The following is a 20024-nucleotide window of genomic DNA, read 5'->3' as shown; positions in this document are numbered from 1 at the left end:
AGATCTTAATTAGCCTGACGCTCAAGCCAGGCACGCAACTCGGGAAAACTGTCAATCGCCAACCGGGGCTCGAACGTCAGCAAGCGCTCCATTGATTGAGCACCATAGCCTACCGCAACCGAGTCGATACCCGCATTGCGTGCCATCAGCAAATCAAAGGACGCATCCCCCACCATCAACGCCTGCTCCGGGCGCACAGCACAATGAGCCAGGATCTGATTAAGCATCAACGGGTCGGGCTTGCTAGCGGTCTCGTCTGCGGCACGGGTGATATCAAAGAAGTCCTCCCAGCCGTGAGCCTTGAGCACACGATCAAGGCCGCGACGCGCCTTGCCCGTGGCCACCGCCAGACGATAGCCCTGGGCACGGAAGGCTTCCAGCGATTCCCGCACCCCCGCAAACAACGGCGAGGGCTCGGCATCCATAGCGATATAGAGGTCGGCATAGTGCTGACGGAAGGCAATGACCTCTTCAGGCGTCATGTCGGGGTAAAGGGTCAGGATCGCCTCGGGCAACCCCAAGCCGATAATCCCTTTTACAGCAGGCGCATCACGCTCAGGGCGCCCCGCACGCTGCGCCGCGCCCTGCATCGCCGTGACAATCCGACCAATGGAATCGGCCAGCGTGCCATCCCAGTCAAAAATGAGCAGCTTGTACTCAGTAAGGGGCACTCAGACGCTCCACGGTTTTGGCCCACATTTCATCAACCGGGGCCTGGAATTTCATTTCAGTGCCATCGGGCATCGGCACGGTCAGCATATAGGCATGCAGAAACAGACGCTTGCCGCCCAGGTCGCGGATCTCCTTGGAGAACCCTTCATCGCCGTACTTGCTGTCGCCGGCAATGCAATGCCCGGCATGCAGGGTATGCACGCGGATCTGGTGGGTACGCCCGGTAATCGGCCGCGCTTCGACCATGGTGGCAAAGTCGCCGAAGCGGCGCAGCACCTTGAACACGGTCACCGACTCTTTGCCTTCGTCTTCGTTGACTTCAACCATGCGCTCACCCGAACGCAAGTTGCTCTTCATCAGCGGCGCACGCACCTGCTTGATGGAGGCCGCCCAGTTGCCGCGCACCAGGGCCATATAGCGCTTGTCGATACCATCGCCACGCAGGGCTTCGTGCAGGTGACGCAACATGCTGCGTTTTTTCGCGATCATCAGCAGGCCGGACGTGTCACGGTCGAGGCGGTGAACCAGTTCCAGTTCCTTGGCGTCCGGGCGCATCTGACGAAAGGCTTCAATCACGCCAAAGGTCAGGCCGCTGCCGCCATGCACGGCGATACCCGCGGGCTTGTTCAATACAATCAGCGCTTTGTCTTCATAGACAATCGCCGCCTCAAGACGCAGCAGCAAACCTTGCGCCACCGGCACCGGCTCGTCACGCTCAGGCACGCGAACCGGCGGCACGCGCACGATATCGCCAGCCTGCAGCTTGTACTCGGGCTTGATCCGGCCCTTGTTCACGCGCACTTCGCCTTTACGCAAAATGCGGTAAATCAAGGTCTTGGGAACGCCCTTGAGCCGAGCAAGAAGAAAGTTGTCGATGCGTTGGCCGGCATATTCCGGCGAGACCTCAAGCAGCTGGACGCTGGGGGTCGGGGGGGTAGTCGTCGTCATGCCGCGAATGATAACAATTTTTTATGGAATTGAAGCACTTAATCATTGCTGCTATAGTCGCGAACGCCGCCAAAAGCGGCCTGGACAGCGGATTAACGGTGAACAACCGGCCCTGACCAACGCTCTTGATCAGGACGCGAGGCCGTCCTACGGGGCTTTTGCTGGATACGCAAGACCTGGAGTTGTAACAAGCGCAGGTGACATGAGGCCTGAAGCGAGCCTGGAAAGCAGAGTGCAAACTCGCCTTTTACGCCGATATTCACGGCCAGTTCACAAAGTGCAGTCAGCCTCGGGAATTTCGAGCGAATGCTTCGGAAACAACGCCTTTATTAGCCATGATGCGTGAACTCCCCTTTTGGAGAACACGGTAAATGCCAACCCGCTGCGGATTCTGCGCGCGGCAGCACCCGAATTATCAGGGATACGTGTAGGGTGGAGATGCACAACCGCCGGACTGTGTAGCAATAGGCTTTATCAAGACGCTTCATCTCGTCCACAGCCGCCGGTTGATTCCTCCTCCTGACCAGACTTTTGCTTAAGAGGTGCTTTAGCACCACAGCAAGCAGGAAGCGTAAGTCGCGACTTCGCCCCCAAGGGTCGAACCTCGTTGTACACAGGAGTGGCCAACAACTCCTGACGCACCTGACACCGACCATGAGAAGTCGTGTGTGCCGAACGCCGTTTCCGGTAGCCCGGAAACCGACGGTACAACATGAAAAGAATGCTGATTAACGCAACTCAACCTGAAGAGTTGCGCGTTGCACTGGTAGATGGCCAACGCCTCTACGACCTGGACATCGAGTCGGGTGCTCGCGAGCAGAAGAAAGCCAATATCTACAAAGGCCGTATTACTCGCATCGAACCAAGCCTTGAGGCTGCCTTTGTCGATTTCGGCTCCGAGCGCCACGGCTTCCTGCCCCTCAAGGAAATCTCCCGCGAGTACTTCAAGAAAGCCCCTGAAGGCCGCGTCAACATCAAGGACGTCCTGAGCGAAGGCCAGGAAGTTATCGTGCAGGTCGAAAAAGAAGAACGCGGCAACAAGGGCGCAGCCCTGACCACGTTTATCAGCCTGGCGGGCCGCTACCTGGTCCTGATGCCGAACAACCCGCGTGCCGGCGGCATCTCCCGTCGCATCGAAGGCGAAGAGCGCAACGAACTGCGTGAAGCGCTGAACGGCCTGATCGCTCCTGCCGACATGGGCCTGATCGTGCGCACTGCCGGCCTTGGCCGCAGCAGCGAAGAAATGCAGTGGGACCTCGACTACCTGCTGCAGCTGTGGACCGCCATTAAAGAAGCCTCGCTGGATCGCGCCGCGCCATTCCTGATCTACCAGGAAAGCAACGTGATCATCCGCGCCATCCGCGATTACCTGCGCCAGGACATCGGCGAAGTGCTGATCGACAGCGTTGAAGCCCAGGACGAAGCCCTGACCTTCATCCGCCAGGTGATGCCGCAGTACGCCAGCAAGATCAAACTCTACGAAGACAGCGTTCCGCTGTTCAATCGTTTCCAGATCGAAAGCCAGATCGAGACCGCCTTCCAGCGCGTCGTTGAACTGCCTTCCGGCGGCTCCATCGTTATCGACCCGACCGAAGCCCTGGTGTCCATCGACATCAACTCGGCGCGCGCCACCAAAGGCAGCGATATCGAAGAAACCGCCCTGCAGACCAACCTTGAAGCGGCAGAAGAAATCGCCCGTCAGTTGCGCCTGCGCGACATCGGCGGCCTGATCGTCATCGACTTCATCGACATGACACCGGCCAAGAACCAGCGCGCCGTGGAAGAAAAAGTCCGCGAATGCCTGGAAGCCGACCGTGCCCGCGTACAAGTGGGTCGTATCTCGCGCTTCGGCCTGCTGGAAATGTCCCGTCAGCGCCTGCGTCCATCCCTGGGCGAGAGCAGCGGCATCGTTTGCCCGCGCTGCAACGGTACCGGCATCATCCGTGATGTTGAATCGCTGTCGCTGGCGATCCTGCGCCTGATCGAAGAAGAAGCCCTGAAAGACCGCACTGCCGAAGTCCGCGCCCAGGTGCCGATCCCGGTTGCAGCGTTCCTGCTCAACGAAAAACGCAACTCGATCACCAAGATCGAACTGCGCACCCGTGCCCGCATCGTCATCCTGCCGAACGATCACCTCGAAACGCCGCATTTCGAAGTTCAGCGTCTGCGTGATGACAGCCCGGAAGCCCACACCAACCAGTCCAGCTATGAAATCGCTGCCGCTGCTGCTGAAGTGGAAGAAGTTCAACCGGCTGCAGCTACCCGCACCCTGGTTCGCCAGGAAGCCGCGGTCAAGACTGCTCCGCCACGCACTTCGGCACCGGTCCCAACCGAAGCCGCTGCTGCACCGGTCGCTCCTGCACCTGCTGCCACCATCGCCGAGCCAAGCCTGTTCAAGGGCCTGGTCAAGTCGCTGGTCAGCCTGTTCGCCTCCAAGGAAGAGCCTGCTGCTCCGACCGTAGTCGAGAAGCCGGCAACCCCTGAGCGCCCTGCGCGCAACGAAGAGCGTCGCAACGGCCGTCAGCAAAGCCGTAACCGCAACGGTCGCCGTGACGAAGAACGCAAACCGCGCGAAGAGCGTGCTCCACGTGAAGAACGTGCTGCCCGCGAACCTCGTGAAGAGCGTACTGTCCGCGAAGAAACCCCGGTGGTTGCCCAGGCACCTCGCGAAGAGCGCGCACCGCGCCCACCTCGTGAAGAGCGTGCACCACGCGCACCGCGTGAAGACCGCAAGCCTCGCGGCGAACGCGAAGAACGCGTACGTGAACTGCGCGAACCTCTGGATGCAGCACCTGCTGTTGCCGCTGCCACCGCAGCCGTAGCTGAAGAGCGCGCACCACGCCCACCGCGTGAAGAACGCCAGCCGCGCGCCCCTCGCGAAGAACGCGCACCACGCGAAGAGCAGGTTGTCGCCGCTGCTGAAGACGAAGAAGTGCTGACCGCTGAAGAGCAGTCCCAGGACGAGACCCAGGACAACGCCGAAGGCGATCGCCCACGTCGTCGCTCCCGCGGCCAGCGTCGTCGCAGCAACCGTCGTGAACGTCAGCGTGACGCCAACGGCAATGTGATTGAAGGCTCGGAAGAGAACAGCGAAGAAGGCACTGCCCAAAACGCTCCTGCCAATGCACCTGAAGTCGCCGCCGCTGTAGCCGTGACTGAAGTGGTTGCCACCCAGGCCATCAGCGCTCCAGCTGAAGCCCAGGCGCACCAGCAGGCAGAACGCGCCACCGAAGCAGCCCAGGAATCGGCCCCGGCTGAAACCGTAGCGGTTGTTGAAGCCGACAAGGAAGTGCTGGTTGTTGAAGCAGCTGCTGCCCAGGCGCCGGCTGTTGAAGCCGCTGCTGAAGAAGCAACCACGGTAGAAGCAGTCGCTGCCCAGGCACCCGCCGTTGAAGCACCGGTTGTTGAAACGCCGGTTGTTGAAGCCCCTGTCGTGGAAGCCGTGACACCGATCGAAGCGGTCAAGGCACCTGAAGTTGAAGTAGCTCCGGATCAGCAAGCACAGCCTGAAGTTCAGGCCGCTGCCGAACCAGTTGCAGCAGCACCAGAGCCTGTAGTCGAAACCGAGGTGCAAGCACCTGTGGTCGAGACTGCGGTGATCGAGAAGGCACCACAGCCTGCCCGCGAAGCCCGCGTAGTACGCGAGCCCGTTGCAGAGCCTGCCGTTGCTGAAGCCGCCGCAGAGCGCGTGGCTGTCGAAGAACCGGCCGCACCTGCAGTCGTCGCCGTCGAAGCCGTGGTTGAAGCGGTGGTTGCCGCAGAGCCGGCTCCAGTCGAAGCTGTTGTGGCAACTGAAGTGGTTGAGGTCGTGGTTGCCGCCCCGGCGGTCAGCGCCCCAAGCAATGGTCGTGCACCTAACGACCCGCGTGAAGTCCGTCGTCGCAAGCGTGAAGAGGCCGCTGCTGCAGCGGCAGCTGCCGCCCAGGCAACTGCGCACGAAGGCGTAGCCCAGGAAAAGGAGCACGAGGATAAACCCCTCGCCTAATTCCAAAGGCCAATAAAAAGCCCCGCCAGTTCTGAACTGGCGGGGCTTTTTTTATTCTCCCAAGTAATGGCTTGTGGGCAATCAGAATGGCCAGAACGAGCGGCGCCCCTTCTCCAGCTCGCCACGACACTGGCCAAGCTGCGCACCATAGGTTTTGGACTGTTGCTCGACCTTGCGCGCCACCTGCATCAACCAGGGCTTGGCGCGATAGGTATTGCGACTGTATCCCCCCCTGCCCTCGTGATATGCCAGGTACTGGTTGTAGGCATCCCACTTGGAGATCCCCAATTGCCGCTGGGTTCCGGCGGTGTACCAACCGATAAACATGATGGCGTCCGCGAAATTGTCGCGCGAGCCGGAACTGCCCATGCTGGCTTCAAAGTCACGCCACGCGGGGGGCTGGGCCTGCGCATAACCGTAAGACGGGCTGACCCTGCCCCACGGAATGACCCACAGAAGATAAGCGCGAGGCGGCAGCGCGTCGGCGACGAAGCTGCTTTCCTGCTTCATGATTGCCATCGCAACATGCACAGGGGTGCCCCAGCGCTCCTGCATCGCGACCGAGTCCTTGTACCAGGCCGGGTATTGGCGATAAATGCTGCACAGGTTGTTTTGATCTTTGGGCGGAGCAGTGACACACCCGGTCAACGTCACCAGGGCCAACGCCAGCGCCGCTGCCGGTATAGGCTTCATTGATTGTCCAGACCACTAATACAGGTTGGGCTCCATCTCCAGCTGCACCGCAAAGCGCTGCTCGATATCCGCCTGAATGCGTTGCGCCAGGGCCAACAACTGCAGACCGGTGGCCGACCCATAGTTGACCAGCACCAGCGACTGCAAGCGATGCACTCCGGCATCGGCCTCGCGAAAGCCCTTCCAGCCCGCAGCTTCGATCAACCAGCCCGCGGCCAGCTTTACCTGGCCATCCGCTTGCGGATAGCCGATCAGGCCAGGATGGGCCAGTTGCAACTCAGCAGCCAGCACAGCCGACACCAATGGATTCTTGAAGAAGCTGCCAGCATTACCCAGCACCGCAGGGTCCGGCAGTTTTTCGCTGCGGATACTGCAGATGGCGCGGCTCACATCACTGGCCGTGGGTTGTTCAATGCCCTGTTCGGCCAGGCGCTGGCGCACCGGCCCATACTCCAGATGCAAGTGCATGGCCCGGCTCAGGGCAAAGCGCACCCGCAAGATCAACCAGCGCCCGGCCTGCTGCTTGAACAGGCTGTCACGATAGGCAAAGTTGCACTCGGCCAGGCTGAACTCGCGCAGCTCGCCCGTGTGCCGGTCGAGCGCCGTCAGGCCTGCAAAGACGTCCTTGATCTCAACCCCGTAGGCTCCGATATTTTGCATCGGCGCAGCGCCCACGGTGCCAGGGATCAGGCTGAGGTTTTCCAGCCCCGACAACCCCTGCTCCAGGGTCCACAACACAAAGGCATGCCAGACTTCCCCGGCCTCGGCTTCGACCACCACCTGCTCGCCGTCATCTTCCAGCAAGCGGATACCGCGACTGGCCATGCGCAAAACCAGCGCTGGCACATCGCCGGTCAACAGCAGGTTGCTGCCCCCGCCAATCACCAGCAGCGGTAATTTTTGCTCCTCGGCGCACAGCAAGGCCTGACGCACATCATCATCGTTGTGCGCCTGCGCCAACAGGCTCGCCTTTACATCCACGCCAAAGCTGTTGAACGGCTTGAGCGAGGCATTGACCTGCATGTCCAGACTCATGACTCCAGCAACCGCCGCACGCGCTCAAGGTCTTCTGCGGTATCCACACCGGCAGGCGGGGCTTCAAGCACGTCAGCCACATGAATACGTACGCCGTGCCACAGCGCTCGAAGCTGCTCAAGGCGTTCGGTGTTTTCCAGCCAGCAAGGGCCCCAACTGACGAAATCATGCAGGAAGCCTGCACGATAAGCGTAGATACCGATATGTCGACGGTAAGGCACGCCCGCTGGCAGTGCATCCGGTTGCCGGGCGAAGTCATCCCGCGCCCAGGGCAATGTAGCGCGGCTGAAGGTCAGCGCCAGCCCGTTGATGTCACTGACCACCTTGACCACATTGGGGTTGAACAGGGTCTCAACGTCGTCGATCGGCTCGGCCAGGGTCGCCATGCTTGCTTCACTGTGGGCCGCCAGGTTGACGGCAACCTGATCTATCACCTGTGGCGGAATCATGGGCTCGTCGCCCTGCACGTTGACCACGATGGCATCGCTGGCCAGGCCCAGTTGCGTGGCCACTTCGGCCAGGCGATCGGTGCCCGATTCGTGGTCGGCACGGGTCAGCAGCACCTCGGCGCCGAACGCCTTGCAGGCCTCGACAATACGCACATCGTCGGTGGCAACTACCACCCGCTGTGCGCTGCTTTTACAGGCCTGCTCCCAGACATGCTGGACCATCGGCTTGCCGGCGATCATCTGCAACGGCTTGCCCGGCAAACGGGTCGAGGCGAAGCGCGACGGGATAACGACGGTAAAAACCGGGATCATTTATCCAGACGCTCTTCGGCGGTGAGGGTGCGGGCCTCGGTTTCGAGCATTACCGGGATGCCATCACGGATCGGGTAAGCCAGGCCTGCACCCTTGCTGATCAGTTCGGTTTTATCGGCGCTGAGCTTGAGCGGGCCTTTGCAAACAGGGCAGGCGAGGATATCGAGCAGCTTGGTGTCCATAAATGTTCCCCTTGAGATGAGTTAGGGTAAAAGACGATCAGGTAAAAGACGCAGCAATTGTTGGTCAAACCACAGTACAAAGGCCTGGGAAGGCACTGCGTCAACAGCCAGATACCACCAGTCGGGCGACGCAAAGTCGCGGCACTTCACCGCGTCTTTTTCGGTCATGACCACTGGCAATGCCGGCGAGAAATTCAATATGTCGGCGCTATAGGGCGCGTGATCGGCAAAAGCATGGGCAATTGGCCGCCAGTGTAGCGTTTCAAGGGTGGTGAAGAAACGCTGGGGGTTGCCGATACCGGCGACCGCATGCAGGGCCTGCTGCGCAGGAAAAAAGTCCAGCGCCTTGCGCTCCCCGCTCAGCAGATTGACCAGTGCAGTGGGTTGCAACGCAAAGGCAAAACCGCCCTGCGGGTCGCTGACAGCGCCGTTATACAACACCGCGTCAACACTCTGCAGACGCTCCTTCGGTTCGCGCAGCGGCCCCGCCGGCAGGCAGCGGCCATTGCCCAGGCCCCTGGCATTGTCGATCAGCACCAGTTCCAGGTCCCGCGCCAGACGGTAATGCTGCATACCGTCATCGGACAGGATCAGGTCCAGCGCCTCGCTGGCCAGCAACGCCTTGACTGCCCGGCTACGGTCGGGGTCGATCATCAACGGCACACCGGTGCGCTGCACGATCAGCAAGGGTTCATCCCCTGCCTGCGCGGCGCTTTGCTCGGCGCGTACGCGCCACGGCAATTGAGGCGGGGTCGCGCCATAACCACGACTGACCACACCCACTCGCAGCCCCTTGCGCTGGCAATGCTCGATCAGCCACAGGATCAAAGGCGTCTTGCCAGTGCCGCCGACCGTGATATTGCCCACAACCACCAACGGCACCGGTGGGCGGTAGATCTGGCCCTCACCGGCAACAAAACGTGCGCGCTTGCGCTCCACGACCCGTCGATAGAGGCACTCAAGCGGTCGCAACAGGGTCAGCAGCGGGTGCCCGCTGTACCAGGCGCGCAGTAACCGATCGGACATGGCCATCAGGGCGTCGTCTGCGCTTCAACGGTGGTCATGCGCAAATGCGTGAAGCCCAGTTTGCCGGCTGCGTCCATCGCGGTGATGACCGCCTGATGTTGCGTTTTGCCATCGGCGCTGATGGACAGGGGCAAGCGAGTATCGCCGCCGGACTCTTTTTGCAAGGCGTCCATCAGGCTGGCCAGGTCATTCTTGGGCAACAGCTGGTTATTCAGCGAAAATACCCCGTCCGCGCTGATGGCGATATCCAGCTGCTTGCCGTTCTGCTCGTCGTTGGGCGAGCCGCTCACGGCCTCGGGCAGATCGACGCGCAACTGGGTTTCGCGGGTAAACGTGGTGGTCACGACAAAAAACAGCAACAGGATAAACACCACGTCAATCAATGACGCGAGGTTGATATCGACCGTTTCCCGTGGCTTGCGGCGAAATTTCACGCTTTGCTCCCGACCATGTCGACTTCACGGTCGCCCTGCACCACTTCCACCAGCTTGATTGCTTCCTGCTCCATGCCGACCACCAAGTCGTCAACGCGACGCTGCAGGAAACGATGGAAGAATACCGCCGGGATACCCACCATCAGGCCTGCAGCCGTGGTGATCAGCGCCTTGGAAATACCGCCCGCCAGGATGGCAGCATTGGTGGTCATGCCCGAGCCCATGAACGAACTGAAAATATCGATCATGCCCAGCACGGTGCCCAGCAGGCCCAGCAACGGCGCCATTGCCGCGATGGTGCCCAGGGTATTGAGGTAGCGCTCAAGCTCGTGAATGACCCGCGCGGCGGCTTCTTCGATGCACTCCTTCATGATCTCGCGACCATGACGGGAGTTGGCCAGGCCGGCAGCGAGAATCTCCCCCAGGGGGGAGTCGGCGCGCAGCTGCTTGAGTTTTTCCTTGTCCATCTGTTTGTCTTTGATCCAGACCCAGACCTGGCCGAGCAGATGCTCCGGGGTCACGCGACTGGCACGCAGGGTCCACAGGCGCTCGACAATAATGCCCAGCGCGGCAACAGAGCTCAGAATGATCGGCAGCATCATCCAGCCGCCGGATTTGACCAGTTCCCACACAGTGACAATCCCCTCGAAAAAGTGCGCCACTCTACCACAGGGGCAGCGTCAATCGCGCCAGAAGCGGCGTTGGTCACGCATGCTTTCAGCCTTGCCCGACACCCCGAGACGAAATTTCACCGCACCCTGCTCGGCGCTGTCCAGTACCTGCACCCCCAGCGCCTGATACCGGGCCATCACCTGCGGATGGGGATGACCGAAGCTATTACCATGCCCCCGGGATATCAGCACGATTTCAGGCGCCAGCGCCTTGAGAAACACCATCGACGACGAAGTCTTGCTGCCGTGGTGCGGGGCCTGCAACCAACGGGTGGGCACGGCCAACGGGCTTTTCAGCAACTCACGCTCGGCCCTGGCGTCGATATCCCCGGTCAGCAGCAACCGTTCATCGCCGGCCTGCACCTGTAGCACGCAGGACTTTTGATTACTGTCGCTCGCCCCCGCCCACTGCCAGAGTGCAAACCGCACCCCGTCCCACTCCCAGCTGTGGCCACTGACACAGGGTTGCGCCCGCAACTGCGGCGCCAGCCCAGGTACATCACCGCTGACCACCCGCGCCACGTTGATCGCGCGCTGCACTGCCAGCGCGCCACCCGCATGATCGGCGTCAGCATGGCTGAGCAGCATCAAATCCAGCGCACCAACGCCCAGAGAGCGCAAAACCGGCACCACCACCCGCTCCCCCTGATCCAGATCGCCGAACTTGGGGCCAGCGTCATACAACAGCGTGTGATTGCGGGTACGCAAAGCAATGGCCAGGCCCTGGCCGACATCCAGCTGCAGCACCTCGACCTGACCGTGGGGGATTGGCTCCCGGGGCGCGAACAGCGCCAGCAGCACCAGCGGCCAGCCCAACGGCCGCAACACCAACCCCGCTGGCAACAACAGGATCAGCACTCCACCAACACTCAACAACCAAAGGTAAACCGGCACCGATGCGGGCAACCAAGGCTTGAACACATCGGCCAGCAGACTCAACCCCTGCACCAGCACATCAATCAGGCCACCCGATAACCACAGCAGGTTTTCCCCCAGCCAGAGCACAGGCAGCAGCAAGGTCCCCAGCAGTGCCGTGGGCAACACCGCCAGGCTGATCCAGGGCACCGCCAGCAGATTGGCCAGCGGCCCGGTCAGGCTGATGGGCAAATCGAGGATCCACAGCACCGGGAACAAGCCCAGGGCTATCAGGCCCTGAGGGCGCAGCCACATGGCCCGCCACCCCCACGCCCCCAAACGGCCGCTGAAGGTGAAAAGCAGCACCGCCACGGCACCGAATGACAACCACAACCCCGCCCGCAAACTCGCCAGCGGTTCGATGATCAACACCGCATTGAGCGCCAGCAAAAAAGGCAGCCACACCCCCAGCTGGCGAAACCACAAACGCCATGCCAGCACCAGACCGAGCATCGCGCATGCCCGCTGTACTGGCACTTCAAAGCCGGCCAGCAGGCCATAGCCTGTGGCGCCGATAAACGCCAGGGCACACGCCCAGGGCAGCCACGGCAAAAAGCCCGGCCACAGCCCATAACGCGCCAGCAGGGCGACCAACCCGTAGATCAAGCCGGCAAACAGGCCGATATGCTGCCCCGAGATCACCAGCAAATGCACCGTGCCGGTCGCCTGCAGCAGCGCCCAGTCATCCCGGCTCAGGCCCGACCCGTCACCCAGGACCAGCGCTGCCAGCCAGGCGCCCCGGCCTTGGGCATCAACCCCTGACAGGCGTTGGCGCAAGCCGTCACGCCAGGCGTGGCTGGCGGCTTGCTGCAGTTGCCCCTGCTTGACCGTGCCGGTGGCTCCGATGCGCTGCGCCAGTAACCAGGCTTCAAAATCAAACCCCTGAGGGTTGAGCAAGCCCTTGGGCTTCTTGAGTTTGACCGCCAGCCGCCAGCGCTCGCCGCTGTTCACGGAGGGCCCGCCATACCAGCTCAGCCTGATGGTCGCGGGCAGCGCGCCGTGCCGCGACTTTGCCCCTTGCAACTCAAAACGAACGGACTTGCCGGACTGCTGCGGCAACCCGATAACACGCCCCTCAACCCAGAGGGTACGCCCGTCGAATGAATCCGCCAGACGATCATCCAGCGCCCTTTGCCCCTGCACGCAGGCCCAGCTCAACCCAAGCACAAAAAGCCCCAGCGGCCAGGCCCTGCAGGCCAACAGCAACAGCCCCGCCACCAGCATCAGCAGCAACCACCCGACAGACGGTAAAACCGGTAAAAAGCGCAGCGTCATCAGGCCCGCTGCCAGCGCCAACATCCCTGTGTACATGCCTATACTCAACTAACCCTTTTGACTCGGATTAGTTGGTCTCAGGCGTTCTGCGATTAAAAAAATGTCACAAAGTCTGAATAGGCATCCTGTCGAATTTGGGCATACTGCCCCCTTGCCCCAGGGAGAGGCCCATGCCAAGGCGTTTGATCAAACGTTTCATGCCAGATCCGGCCCTTATCAGGGAACACAAGTCCTTACGATTTTTGGGCACCTTGCTCCACGACCCGAACCTCTGGCACCTCAATCGTCACTCGGTGGCGCGGGCGATGGCTGTAGGCATTTTCGCGGCCTTTATCCCCATGCCCTTTCAAATGCTGCTGGCGGCCTTTCTGGCGATAAACGTGCGCAGCAATATGCCGATATCCGTGGGCCTGGTATGGCTGACCAACCCCATCACCATGCCGCCGGTGTTTTATTGCACCTACCAGCTCGGCGCCTGGCTGATGAACGTACCTGCACGCACCCTGCCCGACGAGCTGACCTGGGAATGGATCAGCGGCCAGCTGTCTACGGTATGGCAGCCATTCCTGTTGGGCTCGGTGGTTTGCGGCGTGGTGCTTGGCGCATTGGCCTATTGCCTGACCATGCTCTACTGGCGCTGGTGGGTCAGCCATAAATGGAAGGCCCGGAAAAACCGGCACCCATGAAAAAGGCCCCTTGTCGGGGCCTTTTCATGCAACGGGTATCGTGACTACTGGCGCATCCCGCGCCCGCTGACCAGCAGCCTGGCGCAGCCAAAGTACAGGACGATGGTCGCCACCACCATAAAGGTCAGCGCTACGCTGATCTTGATGTCCGAAACCCCGAGGATGCCGTAGCGAAAGGCGTTGACCATATGCAGCACCGGGTTGGCCAGCGACACGCTCTGCCAGAACGGCGGCAACAGCGTGATCGAGTAGAACACCCCGCCCAGGTAGGTCAGCGGCGTCAGCACAAAGGTCGGGATAATCGAAATATCATCGAAGTTGCGCGCAAAAACGGCGTTGATAAACCCCAGCAGCGAGAAGATCGTCGCGGTCAGTACCACCACCACAATGGTCAGGCCCAGGTGATGCACCTGCAAGTGGGTAAAGAACAGCGACAGCAGGGTCACGATCAGGCCCACGATCAAGCCACGCAAAATCCCGCCCACGGTAAAACCGATCAGGATGGTATGCGGCGAGACCGGGGACACCATCAGCTCTTCGATCGAACGCTGGAACTTGGCACCAAAGAAGCTCGATACCACGTTGCCGTAGGAGTTGGTGATCACCGACATCATGATCAAGCCCGGCACGATGTACTCCATATAGGTGAAACCACCCATATCGCCGATTTGCCGACCGATCAGGTTACCGAAGATCACAAAGTACAAGACCATGGTGATCGCAGGCGGCAGCAGCGTTTGCGGCCAGATCCGCATAAAGCGGCGAACTTCACGGTAAATAATGGTGTTCAACGCAACCAGGTTGGGACGCAGCTCCGAGCTCATACCGCCACCTTTGCCAGATTTTTCTCGACCAACGACACGAACAACTCCTCAAGGCGATTGGTTTTGTTGCGCAGGCTCACCACTTCGATGTTTTGCGCGGCCAGTTGAGTGAACAGGCCGGTAATGCCCACCACCTTGTCCACTTGCACTTCCAGGGTTGTGGCATCGAGCAACTGACTGGGATAACCGATCAACTGCGGGGCAGTCTGCAACGGGTGCTTCAAGTCGAGCAGGAAGGTCTCGACATGCAGCTGGCCAAGCAACTGGCGCATGCTGGTGTTTTCCACAATGGTGCCGTGATCGATGATGCCGATATTGCGGCACAGCTGCTCGGCCTCTTCCAGATAATGGGTGGTGAGAATGATGGTGGTGCCCTGCTCGTTCAGCCCGGTGAGGAAGGTCCACATCGAGCGGCGCAGCTCAATGTCGACACCGGCAGTCGGCTCGTCGAGAATCAGCAGGCGCGGCTCGTGCACCAGGGCACGGGCAATCATCAGGCGACGCTTCATGCCCCCTGACAACGAACGCGAAGGCGTATCGCGCTTGTCCCAAAGCCCCAGCTGCGTCAGGTACTTTTCGGCACGTTCCTTGGCAATTTTCGCCGGGATGCCGTAGTACCCCGCCTGGGTGACGACGATATCGAAGGTCTTTTCAAACTGGTTAAAGTTGAATTCCTGCGGTACCACGCCAATCGAGCGCTTGAGGGCTGCCGGGTTGGTATCAAGGTCATGGCCAAAGATATTCACCGTGCCGCTGGTCTTGTTGACCAGGGTCGAGAGAATACCGATGGTGGTGGATTTGCCGGCGCCGTTAGGGCCCAGCAAGGCAAAAAAGTCACCTTCGGCTACATCCAGATCGATACCACTCAGGGCCTGGAAACCGTTGCCGTAGGTTTTGGTTAGCTGCCGTATGGACAGAGCGGAACTCATATCGGATTACGCACCAAGATGGGGGAAAGAAGAGGTGTAAATAGGGGCGAACTGCCTCTAGGGCAAGTCCGACAAGGACCTATGGTGCTTGGCCTCGCCGCACAAGTACAGTCGCCCGTATTAATAGTGGCTATTAAGTCAACGCGGTCATTACTGCATTTCGGTAAGCCGGACGCTGCTTCAGGCGCTCATACCAGGCACTCAAATGCGGCAGGGGCGGGCGTTCGATGGGCATTTCAAACCAGGCGTAAATAAAGGATCCCAGGGGGATATCACCCATGCCGATTTCATCACCGGACAAGTAGGGTTTTTCCGCCAGCGCCCGATCGGCAATGGCCAGCAATTCGCCGCTGGCCTTGATCGCAGCATTGATTGCCACCCAGTCCTGCTGCTCGGCAGATGTACGCAAGACACCCCAGAAGACGGTGCGAAACACCCCGGCAAAGGAGGTACTGGTCCAGTCCATCCACTTGTCTGCCTGCGCCCGTACACGGGCATCGGTCGGGTACCAGGACGTATCCGAACCGTATCTGGCAGTGAGGTAACGCACGATAGTGTTTGATTCCCACAGCACGAAGCCGTCGTCCTCTTCAATCACAGGCACCTGGCCATTAGGGTTCAACGCCCGATACTCCGGGCTGTTGACCACCCCAAAGGCGCCTCCCGCTTCTACGCGGCTATACGGCAACGCCAGCTCTTCAACACACCACAACGCCTTGCGCACGTTTGACGAATTCTTGCGACCCCACACTTTCAGCATGATCTGGCTCCTGATTGATAGACGCCGGGGCAGTCTACGCCGGGTTGTCGAACTCCGTCTGCAACACAAGGTCACTATCCTTGTAACCCTTGGCGAAAGTTGCGACTAAGCTCACAAGGGTGCCTGCCCCTAGGTTTCATGGAGGATTGAATATGCTGTTGCTGTGGATACTGGTTCTGATTGTTGGCCTCGCCTATATGGCTCACCGGCGCATCGCCCCGCTGACGATCATTGCCGTGACGGCGGTTTATCTGCTGGCGATGGGGGTCATCGGCCATGTCCCCGGCTGGCTGCTGGCAATCCTCTGGCTACTGCTGGCCGCGCCCACCGCCCTGCTGCTGTTGCCTGAGCTGCGGCGCAAACTGTTCACTGCGCCACTGTTCAGCTGGTTTCAAAAGACCCTGCCACCGATGTCGCACACCGAACGCGATGCAATCGATGCCGGCACGGTCTGGTGGGATGGCCAGCTGTTCAGCGGCCGCCCCGACTGGAATCAGCTGCTGGCTTACCCCAAGGTCCACCTGACCGAAGAAGAGCAGGCCTTTATCGATGGCCCCACCGAAGAACTGTGCGCGATGGTCAGCGACTGGGAAATCGGCCAGGCGATGGATTTGCCGCCACAAGCCTGGGCGCATATCAAGGAACATGGTTTCTTCGCCCTGATCATCCCCAAGGCCTACGGCGGCAAGGGTTTCTCGGCCTACGCCCACTCCCAGGTCGCGATGAAACTGGCCACCCGCAGCGGCGACCTTGCCTCTACCGTGATGGTGCCCAACTCCCTCGGCCCGGCAGAATTGCTGCTGCACTACGGCACCGACGAACAACGCGACCACTATCTGCCCCGTTTGGCCCGTGGCGATGACATCCCCTGCTTTGCCTTGACCGGGCCGCTGGCCGGCTCCGATGCCGGCGCAATGCCCGATACCGGGATTATCTGCAAGGGCCAGTGGCAAGGCGAAGAAGTACTTGGCCTGCGCCTGAACTGGGAAAAGCGCTACATCACCCTCGGCCCTGTCGCCACCCTGCTGGGGCTGGCGTTCAAGGCCCATGACCCGGACCACCTGCTGGGTGACAACGAAGACCTGGGCATCAGCCTGGCGTTGATCCCCACCGACACCCCCGGCGTCGAGATCGGCCGTCGCCACCTGCCACTGGGCGCAGCCTTTATGAACGGCCCGAACTCGGGCAAAGACGTGTTTATCCCGCTCGACTACCTGATCGGCGGCCAGGAGATGCTCGGCAAGGGCTGGATGATGCTGATGAACTGCCTGTCTGTCGGGCGTTCGATTTCCTTGCCTGCAGTAGGCACCGGCGCCGCCAAGTTCACCAGCCTGGTGACCGGCCAGTATGCTCAGGTGCGCGAACAGTTCAATGTGCCACTGGCGGCCTTCGAAGGCATTCAGGAGGCACTGGCACGTATCGGCGGCAATGCCTGGCTGATGGACAGCGCGCGCATGCTCACCGCCAACGCGGTGGATCTGGGGGAAAAACCCTCGGTGCTGTCGGCGATTCTCAAGTACCACCTTACCGAACGCGGCCGCGAGTGCATCAGCCACGCAATGGACGTGCATGGCGGCAAGGGCATTATCATGGGGCCCAACAACTACCTGGGCCGCAACTGGCAAGGTGCGCCGATCTTCATCACCGTGGAGGGCGCGAATATCCTCTCGCGCAACCTGATGATCTTCGGCCAGGGCGCCATTCGCTGCCATCCTTTTGTCCTCAAGGAAATGGCCCTCGCCAGCCGTGAAGACAAGGATCAGGCGCTGATCGAGTTTGACGACCTGCTGCTCAAGCACATCGGTTTTGCGATCAGCAACATGGCCAGCACGTTCGTCCTGAACCTGGGTCTTGGGCGTTTCGAGCATGCACCTGGCAACGCCTTGAGCCAGGGTTACTTCCGCGCCCTGAACCGTCAGGCCGCAGCCTTTGCCCTGCTGGCCGATCTGAGCATGATGCTGCTGGGTGGCGAACTCAAACGCCGTGAGCGTCTGTCGGCGCGCCTGGGTGACGTACTGAGCCATATGTACCTGGCCAGCGCCGCGCTCAAGCGCTATCACGACCTGGACTCACCTGCGCACCTTGACCCGCTGTTCAAATGGGCCATGGAAGAAAGTCTCGGCCAGGCCGAGCGTGCTCTGGATGAACTGCTGAAAAACTTCCCCAACCGTACCCTGGGCTGCCTGCTACGGGTCGTGGTGTTCCCGTTCGGCCGTCGTCATACCGGGCCATCGGACCGGCTGGATGCCGAAGTGGCCGCCGTACTGGGCCGCGCCAAGGGTGATCCGACCCTCGAAGCAGTACTTGCCGGTTGCTATCGTCCGCAATCGGCAGACGATGCCGTAGGCGCCCTGCAACAGGCCTGCGACCTGCTGGCCGAGGCGCGACCACTGCACAAAAAGCTCCACGAAGCGCTGAAAAGCGGCCAGGTCAAACCGGCTGCGGGCGAACCGGCCATCGAGGCCGCATTGCAGGCTGGCGTCCTGCAACCGGCCGAAGCTCAAACCCTGCGCGATGCCGAAGCGGCACGGCGCAAAGTGATCGACGTGGATGACTTCAGCAAGGAAGAACTCAGCCACACAGACGGAAAGATTCGATAGCAGGACAGCGAGCGCGATGAGCTTTATACTCTCGCGCCCGTTTTGCCCAAGAGGACACCCGCAATGGCCACCAATGACCTGAACCACAACCTAGTGTTGCTCGACATTCTGCGCAGCATTCTGGTTGCTGTCGGTGACGCTGAGCAGATCCCCGAGGAAAGCCACGCGCTGTTCCTGGAGCGTTTTGACGACATGCGCAGCTCGCTGCCGGTTGACCCGATCAACAGCCAGTACCTGGGCCAGGACATCATGTGCCAGGTGATCGAACGCTACCCACAGATCGCCCACCTGGTGCCGCGTGACCTGCTGTGGTACTTCGGCGGTGCATGCTTCAACTTCCTTTCGGATGAAGAACTGGACATGTACCAGGCTCTGGAAGAGCGCCGCCATGAAGCCGAACTGAACGATGAGCCGTTCGACTGGAATCAGGAAAAACAACTGATGGCGCTGCCGACCACCCAAGACAGCCCGCAGCACTGATACCGCTCCGACCCAAAAGCCCGCCCGGTTTTGCCTGGCGGGCTTTTTTATGCAAACACAAAGCTCTGTAGCAGCTGCCGAAGGCTGCGTTCGGCGACGTAGTCGTCGCAAATTTTTAGAGCCTTGTTTGTCGGGCGCACCGCAGTGTCTGACTTTACGACGGCTGCGCCGCCGAACGCAGCCTTCGGCAGCTGCTACGGATTACGCAACATCCCCAGCGTCGGTTCCTGCGCCAGCCGCTCCACCAGAAAGTCGATAAACACCCGCAATTTGGGCTGCAGGTAGCGCGTCGGGGTCTGAAGCAACCATACGCCGCCGTGGTAGGACGCAATAAAATCCCACTCGGGCAGCACCTGAATCACCCTCCCTTCTTCCAGCGCCTGCCGGGCAGTGAAATACGGCAAGCTGCCAATACCGATATCCTGCAACACCGCGTCCAGTCGCACCCCGGTGTGGTTGGCCGCATAACGCCCGCGCACGCCCACGGTCACCGATTTGCTCCCCTGCCTGAATTTCCAGCGCGCATCGGCCGGAGTTTCCCCCAGCACAATGCAACTGTGCGCGCGCAGGTCCTCGGGCTGCTGCGGCACCCCCTGCTCAGCCAGATACTGCGGCGTGGCACAGAGCAAATGCTCGATCGGGAACAGTTCACGCCCCACCAGCCCCGGCGGCGGTTCGTCGGTGATACGAATGCTCAGGTCAACGTTGTCATCGATCAGGTCGACATAGCGGTCTTCCAAAATCAATTGCACATCGACCTTGGGATACCGACGCAAGAATTCAGGCATATGCGGATGAATCACATAGCGCCCCACCGCCTTGGGCACGCTGACGCGAATCAAGCCTTCAGCTTCCCGGGTGAATCGCCCGCTCAGGTCCATCACTGCCTGGGCCGCGCCCGCCATCTCGCGGCAACGCCTGAAGACTTCTTCACCTGCATCGCTCAGGCGCAGTTTGCGCGTGGTGCGTTGCAACAGGCGAATCGCCAGGGCCTTTTCCAGCCGGGCAATGCTGCGGCTCACAGCCGAGGGTGAGCTACCCAGCTGGCGCGCAGCTGCGGAAAAGCTGCCGGCCTCGACCACCTTCACAAACACCACCATCTCAGTCAGCAACGTCACAGGCAGATTTATGCTCACAGCGCACAGGTC

The 20024-nt window shown here is 60.7% G+C and carries 18 protein-coding genes; 4 read left to right on the top strand and 14 right to left on the bottom strand.

Going from position 1 to position 20024, the window contains the following annotated elements; translation table 11 throughout:
* Positions 1–5: 5 nt before the first annotated feature.
* Together AB3G35_RS09360 and rluC are read right to left on the bottom strand one after the other, a co-directional pair.
* Positions 6–671: an HAD-IA family hydrolase gene (locus AB3G35_RS09360; protein ID WP_016779945.1), complete on the bottom strand. Its 666-nt coding sequence runs from the start codon at positions 669–671 to the stop codon at positions 6–8.
* The gene (rluC, locus tag AB3G35_RS09355) at positions 658–1620 is read right to left on the bottom strand and encodes a 23S rRNA pseudouridine(955/2504/2580) synthase RluC (RefSeq protein WP_016779944.1); all 963 of its coding nucleotides are present in this window, start codon (positions 1618–1620) and stop codon (positions 658–660) included. The genes AB3G35_RS09360 and rluC overlap by 14 nt, the downstream gene beginning before the upstream one ends.
* Before the next feature lie 721 nt (positions 1621–2341).
* Here rluC and rne point away from each other — a divergent pair.
* Positions 2342–5605, top strand: a complete 3264-nt coding sequence (gene rne, locus AB3G35_RS09350; RefSeq protein ID WP_169846341.1) for a ribonuclease E — start codon at positions 2342–2344, stop codon at positions 5603–5605.
* An 81-nt stretch (positions 5606–5686) separates the two neighbouring features.
* Here the strand turns inward: rne and AB3G35_RS09345 are convergent, their stop codons facing one another.
* From AB3G35_RS09345 to AB3G35_RS09310, 8 genes are read right to left on the bottom strand one after another with little or no spacing between them, the layout of a single operon-like run.
* Positions 5687–6298 (bottom strand): hypothetical protein, encoded by a 612-nt coding sequence (locus tag AB3G35_RS09345; RefSeq protein WP_169844637.1) that lies wholly within the window; start codon positions 6296–6298, stop codon positions 5687–5689.
* 15 nt (positions 6299–6313) lie between these two features.
* A complete protein-coding gene (gene murB / locus AB3G35_RS09340; protein ID WP_369782557.1) occupies positions 6314–7333 on the bottom strand; it encodes a UDP-N-acetylmuramate dehydrogenase in 1020 nt (339 codons plus the stop codon).
* Positions 7330–8094, bottom strand: a complete 765-nt coding sequence (gene kdsB, locus AB3G35_RS09335; RefSeq protein WP_369782556.1) for a 3-deoxy-manno-octulosonate cytidylyltransferase — start codon at positions 8092–8094, stop codon at positions 7330–7332. The genes murB and kdsB overlap by 4 nt, the downstream gene beginning before the upstream one ends.
* Entirely contained in the window at positions 8091–8276 is a 186-nt protein-coding gene (locus AB3G35_RS09330; RefSeq protein WP_086796064.1) for a Trm112 family protein, read from the bottom strand. Before AB3G35_RS09330 ends, kdsB begins: the two co-directional genes overlap by 4 nt.
* Positions 8277–8297: 21 nt before the next feature.
* Complete coding sequence (gene lpxK / locus AB3G35_RS09325; RefSeq protein ID WP_095005484.1) at positions 8298–9308, bottom strand: tetraacyldisaccharide 4'-kinase; 1011 nt, start codon at positions 9306–9308, stop codon at positions 8298–8300.
* The gene (locus AB3G35_RS09320; RefSeq protein WP_016779937.1) at positions 9308–9736 is read right to left on the bottom strand and encodes a biopolymer transporter ExbD; all 429 of its coding nucleotides are present in this window, start codon (positions 9734–9736) and stop codon (positions 9308–9310) included. The genes lpxK and AB3G35_RS09320 overlap by 1 nt, the downstream gene beginning before the upstream one ends.
* Positions 9733–10368: a MotA/TolQ/ExbB proton channel family protein gene (locus tag AB3G35_RS09315; RefSeq protein ID WP_029611293.1), complete on the bottom strand. Its 636-nt coding sequence runs from the start codon at positions 10366–10368 to the stop codon at positions 9733–9735. The genes AB3G35_RS09320 and AB3G35_RS09315 overlap by 4 nt, the downstream gene beginning before the upstream one ends.
* A 48-nt stretch (positions 10369–10416) precedes the next feature.
* The gene (locus AB3G35_RS09310) at positions 10417–12633 is read right to left on the bottom strand and encodes a DNA internalization-related competence protein ComEC/Rec2 (RefSeq protein ID WP_369782554.1); all 2217 of its coding nucleotides are present in this window, start codon (positions 12631–12633) and stop codon (positions 10417–10419) included.
* A 134-nt stretch (positions 12634–12767) separates the two neighbouring features.
* Here AB3G35_RS09310 and AB3G35_RS09305 point away from each other — a divergent pair, with 134 nt between their 5' ends.
* Positions 12768–13283 (top strand): DUF2062 domain-containing protein, encoded by a 516-nt coding sequence (locus tag AB3G35_RS09305; RefSeq protein ID WP_016779933.1) that lies wholly within the window; start codon positions 12768–12770, stop codon positions 13281–13283.
* 44 nt (positions 13284–13327) lie between these two features.
* On the opposite strand, the gene AB3G35_RS09300 is transcribed toward AB3G35_RS09305, so the two are convergent.
* The 3 genes from AB3G35_RS09300 to AB3G35_RS09290 all read right to left on the bottom strand — a co-directional run bounded on the left by AB3G35_RS09300 (position 13328) and on the right by AB3G35_RS09290 (position 15796).
* Positions 13328–14107 (bottom strand): ABC transporter permease, encoded by a 780-nt coding sequence (locus AB3G35_RS09300; RefSeq protein WP_016779932.1) that lies wholly within the window; start codon positions 14105–14107, stop codon positions 13328–13330.
* Entirely contained in the window at positions 14104–15036 is a 933-nt protein-coding gene (locus AB3G35_RS09295) for an ABC transporter ATP-binding protein (RefSeq protein ID WP_016779931.1), read from the bottom strand. The genes AB3G35_RS09300 and AB3G35_RS09295 overlap by 4 nt, the downstream gene beginning before the upstream one ends.
* A 133-nt stretch (positions 15037–15169) precedes the next feature.
* The gene (locus tag AB3G35_RS09290; protein ID WP_324708164.1) at positions 15170–15796 is read right to left on the bottom strand and encodes a glutathione S-transferase; all 627 of its coding nucleotides are present in this window, start codon (positions 15794–15796) and stop codon (positions 15170–15172) included.
* 152 nt (positions 15797–15948) lie between these two features.
* On the opposite strand from AB3G35_RS09290, the gene AB3G35_RS09285 reads away from it, so the two are divergent.
* A complete protein-coding gene (locus AB3G35_RS09285) occupies positions 15949–18396 on the top strand; it encodes an acyl-CoA dehydrogenase (RefSeq protein ID WP_369782552.1) in 2448 nt (815 codons plus the stop codon).
* A gap of 63 nt (positions 18397–18459) precedes the next feature.
* Positions 18460–18876 (top strand): PA2817 family protein, encoded by a 417-nt coding sequence (locus AB3G35_RS09280; RefSeq protein ID WP_083369822.1) that lies wholly within the window; start codon positions 18460–18462, stop codon positions 18874–18876.
* Positions 18877–19070: 194 nt separating this feature from the next.
* On the opposite strand, the gene AB3G35_RS09275 is transcribed toward AB3G35_RS09280, so the two are convergent.
* Positions 19071–20012, bottom strand: coding sequence for a LysR family transcriptional regulator (locus AB3G35_RS09275; protein WP_106117042.1), 942 nt, complete (start codon positions 20010–20012; stop codon positions 19071–19073).
* Positions 20013–20024: the final 12 nt, after the last annotated feature.

The sequence above is a fragment of the Pseudomonas sp. WC2401 genome, from assembly GCF_041200115.1.
Classification (GTDB): Bacteria; Pseudomonadota; Gammaproteobacteria; order Pseudomonadales; family Pseudomonadaceae; genus Aquipseudomonas; species Aquipseudomonas fragi.
Note: the sequence above shows the minus strand (reverse complement) of the source record. Positions and strands in the feature narration are given on the sequence as shown.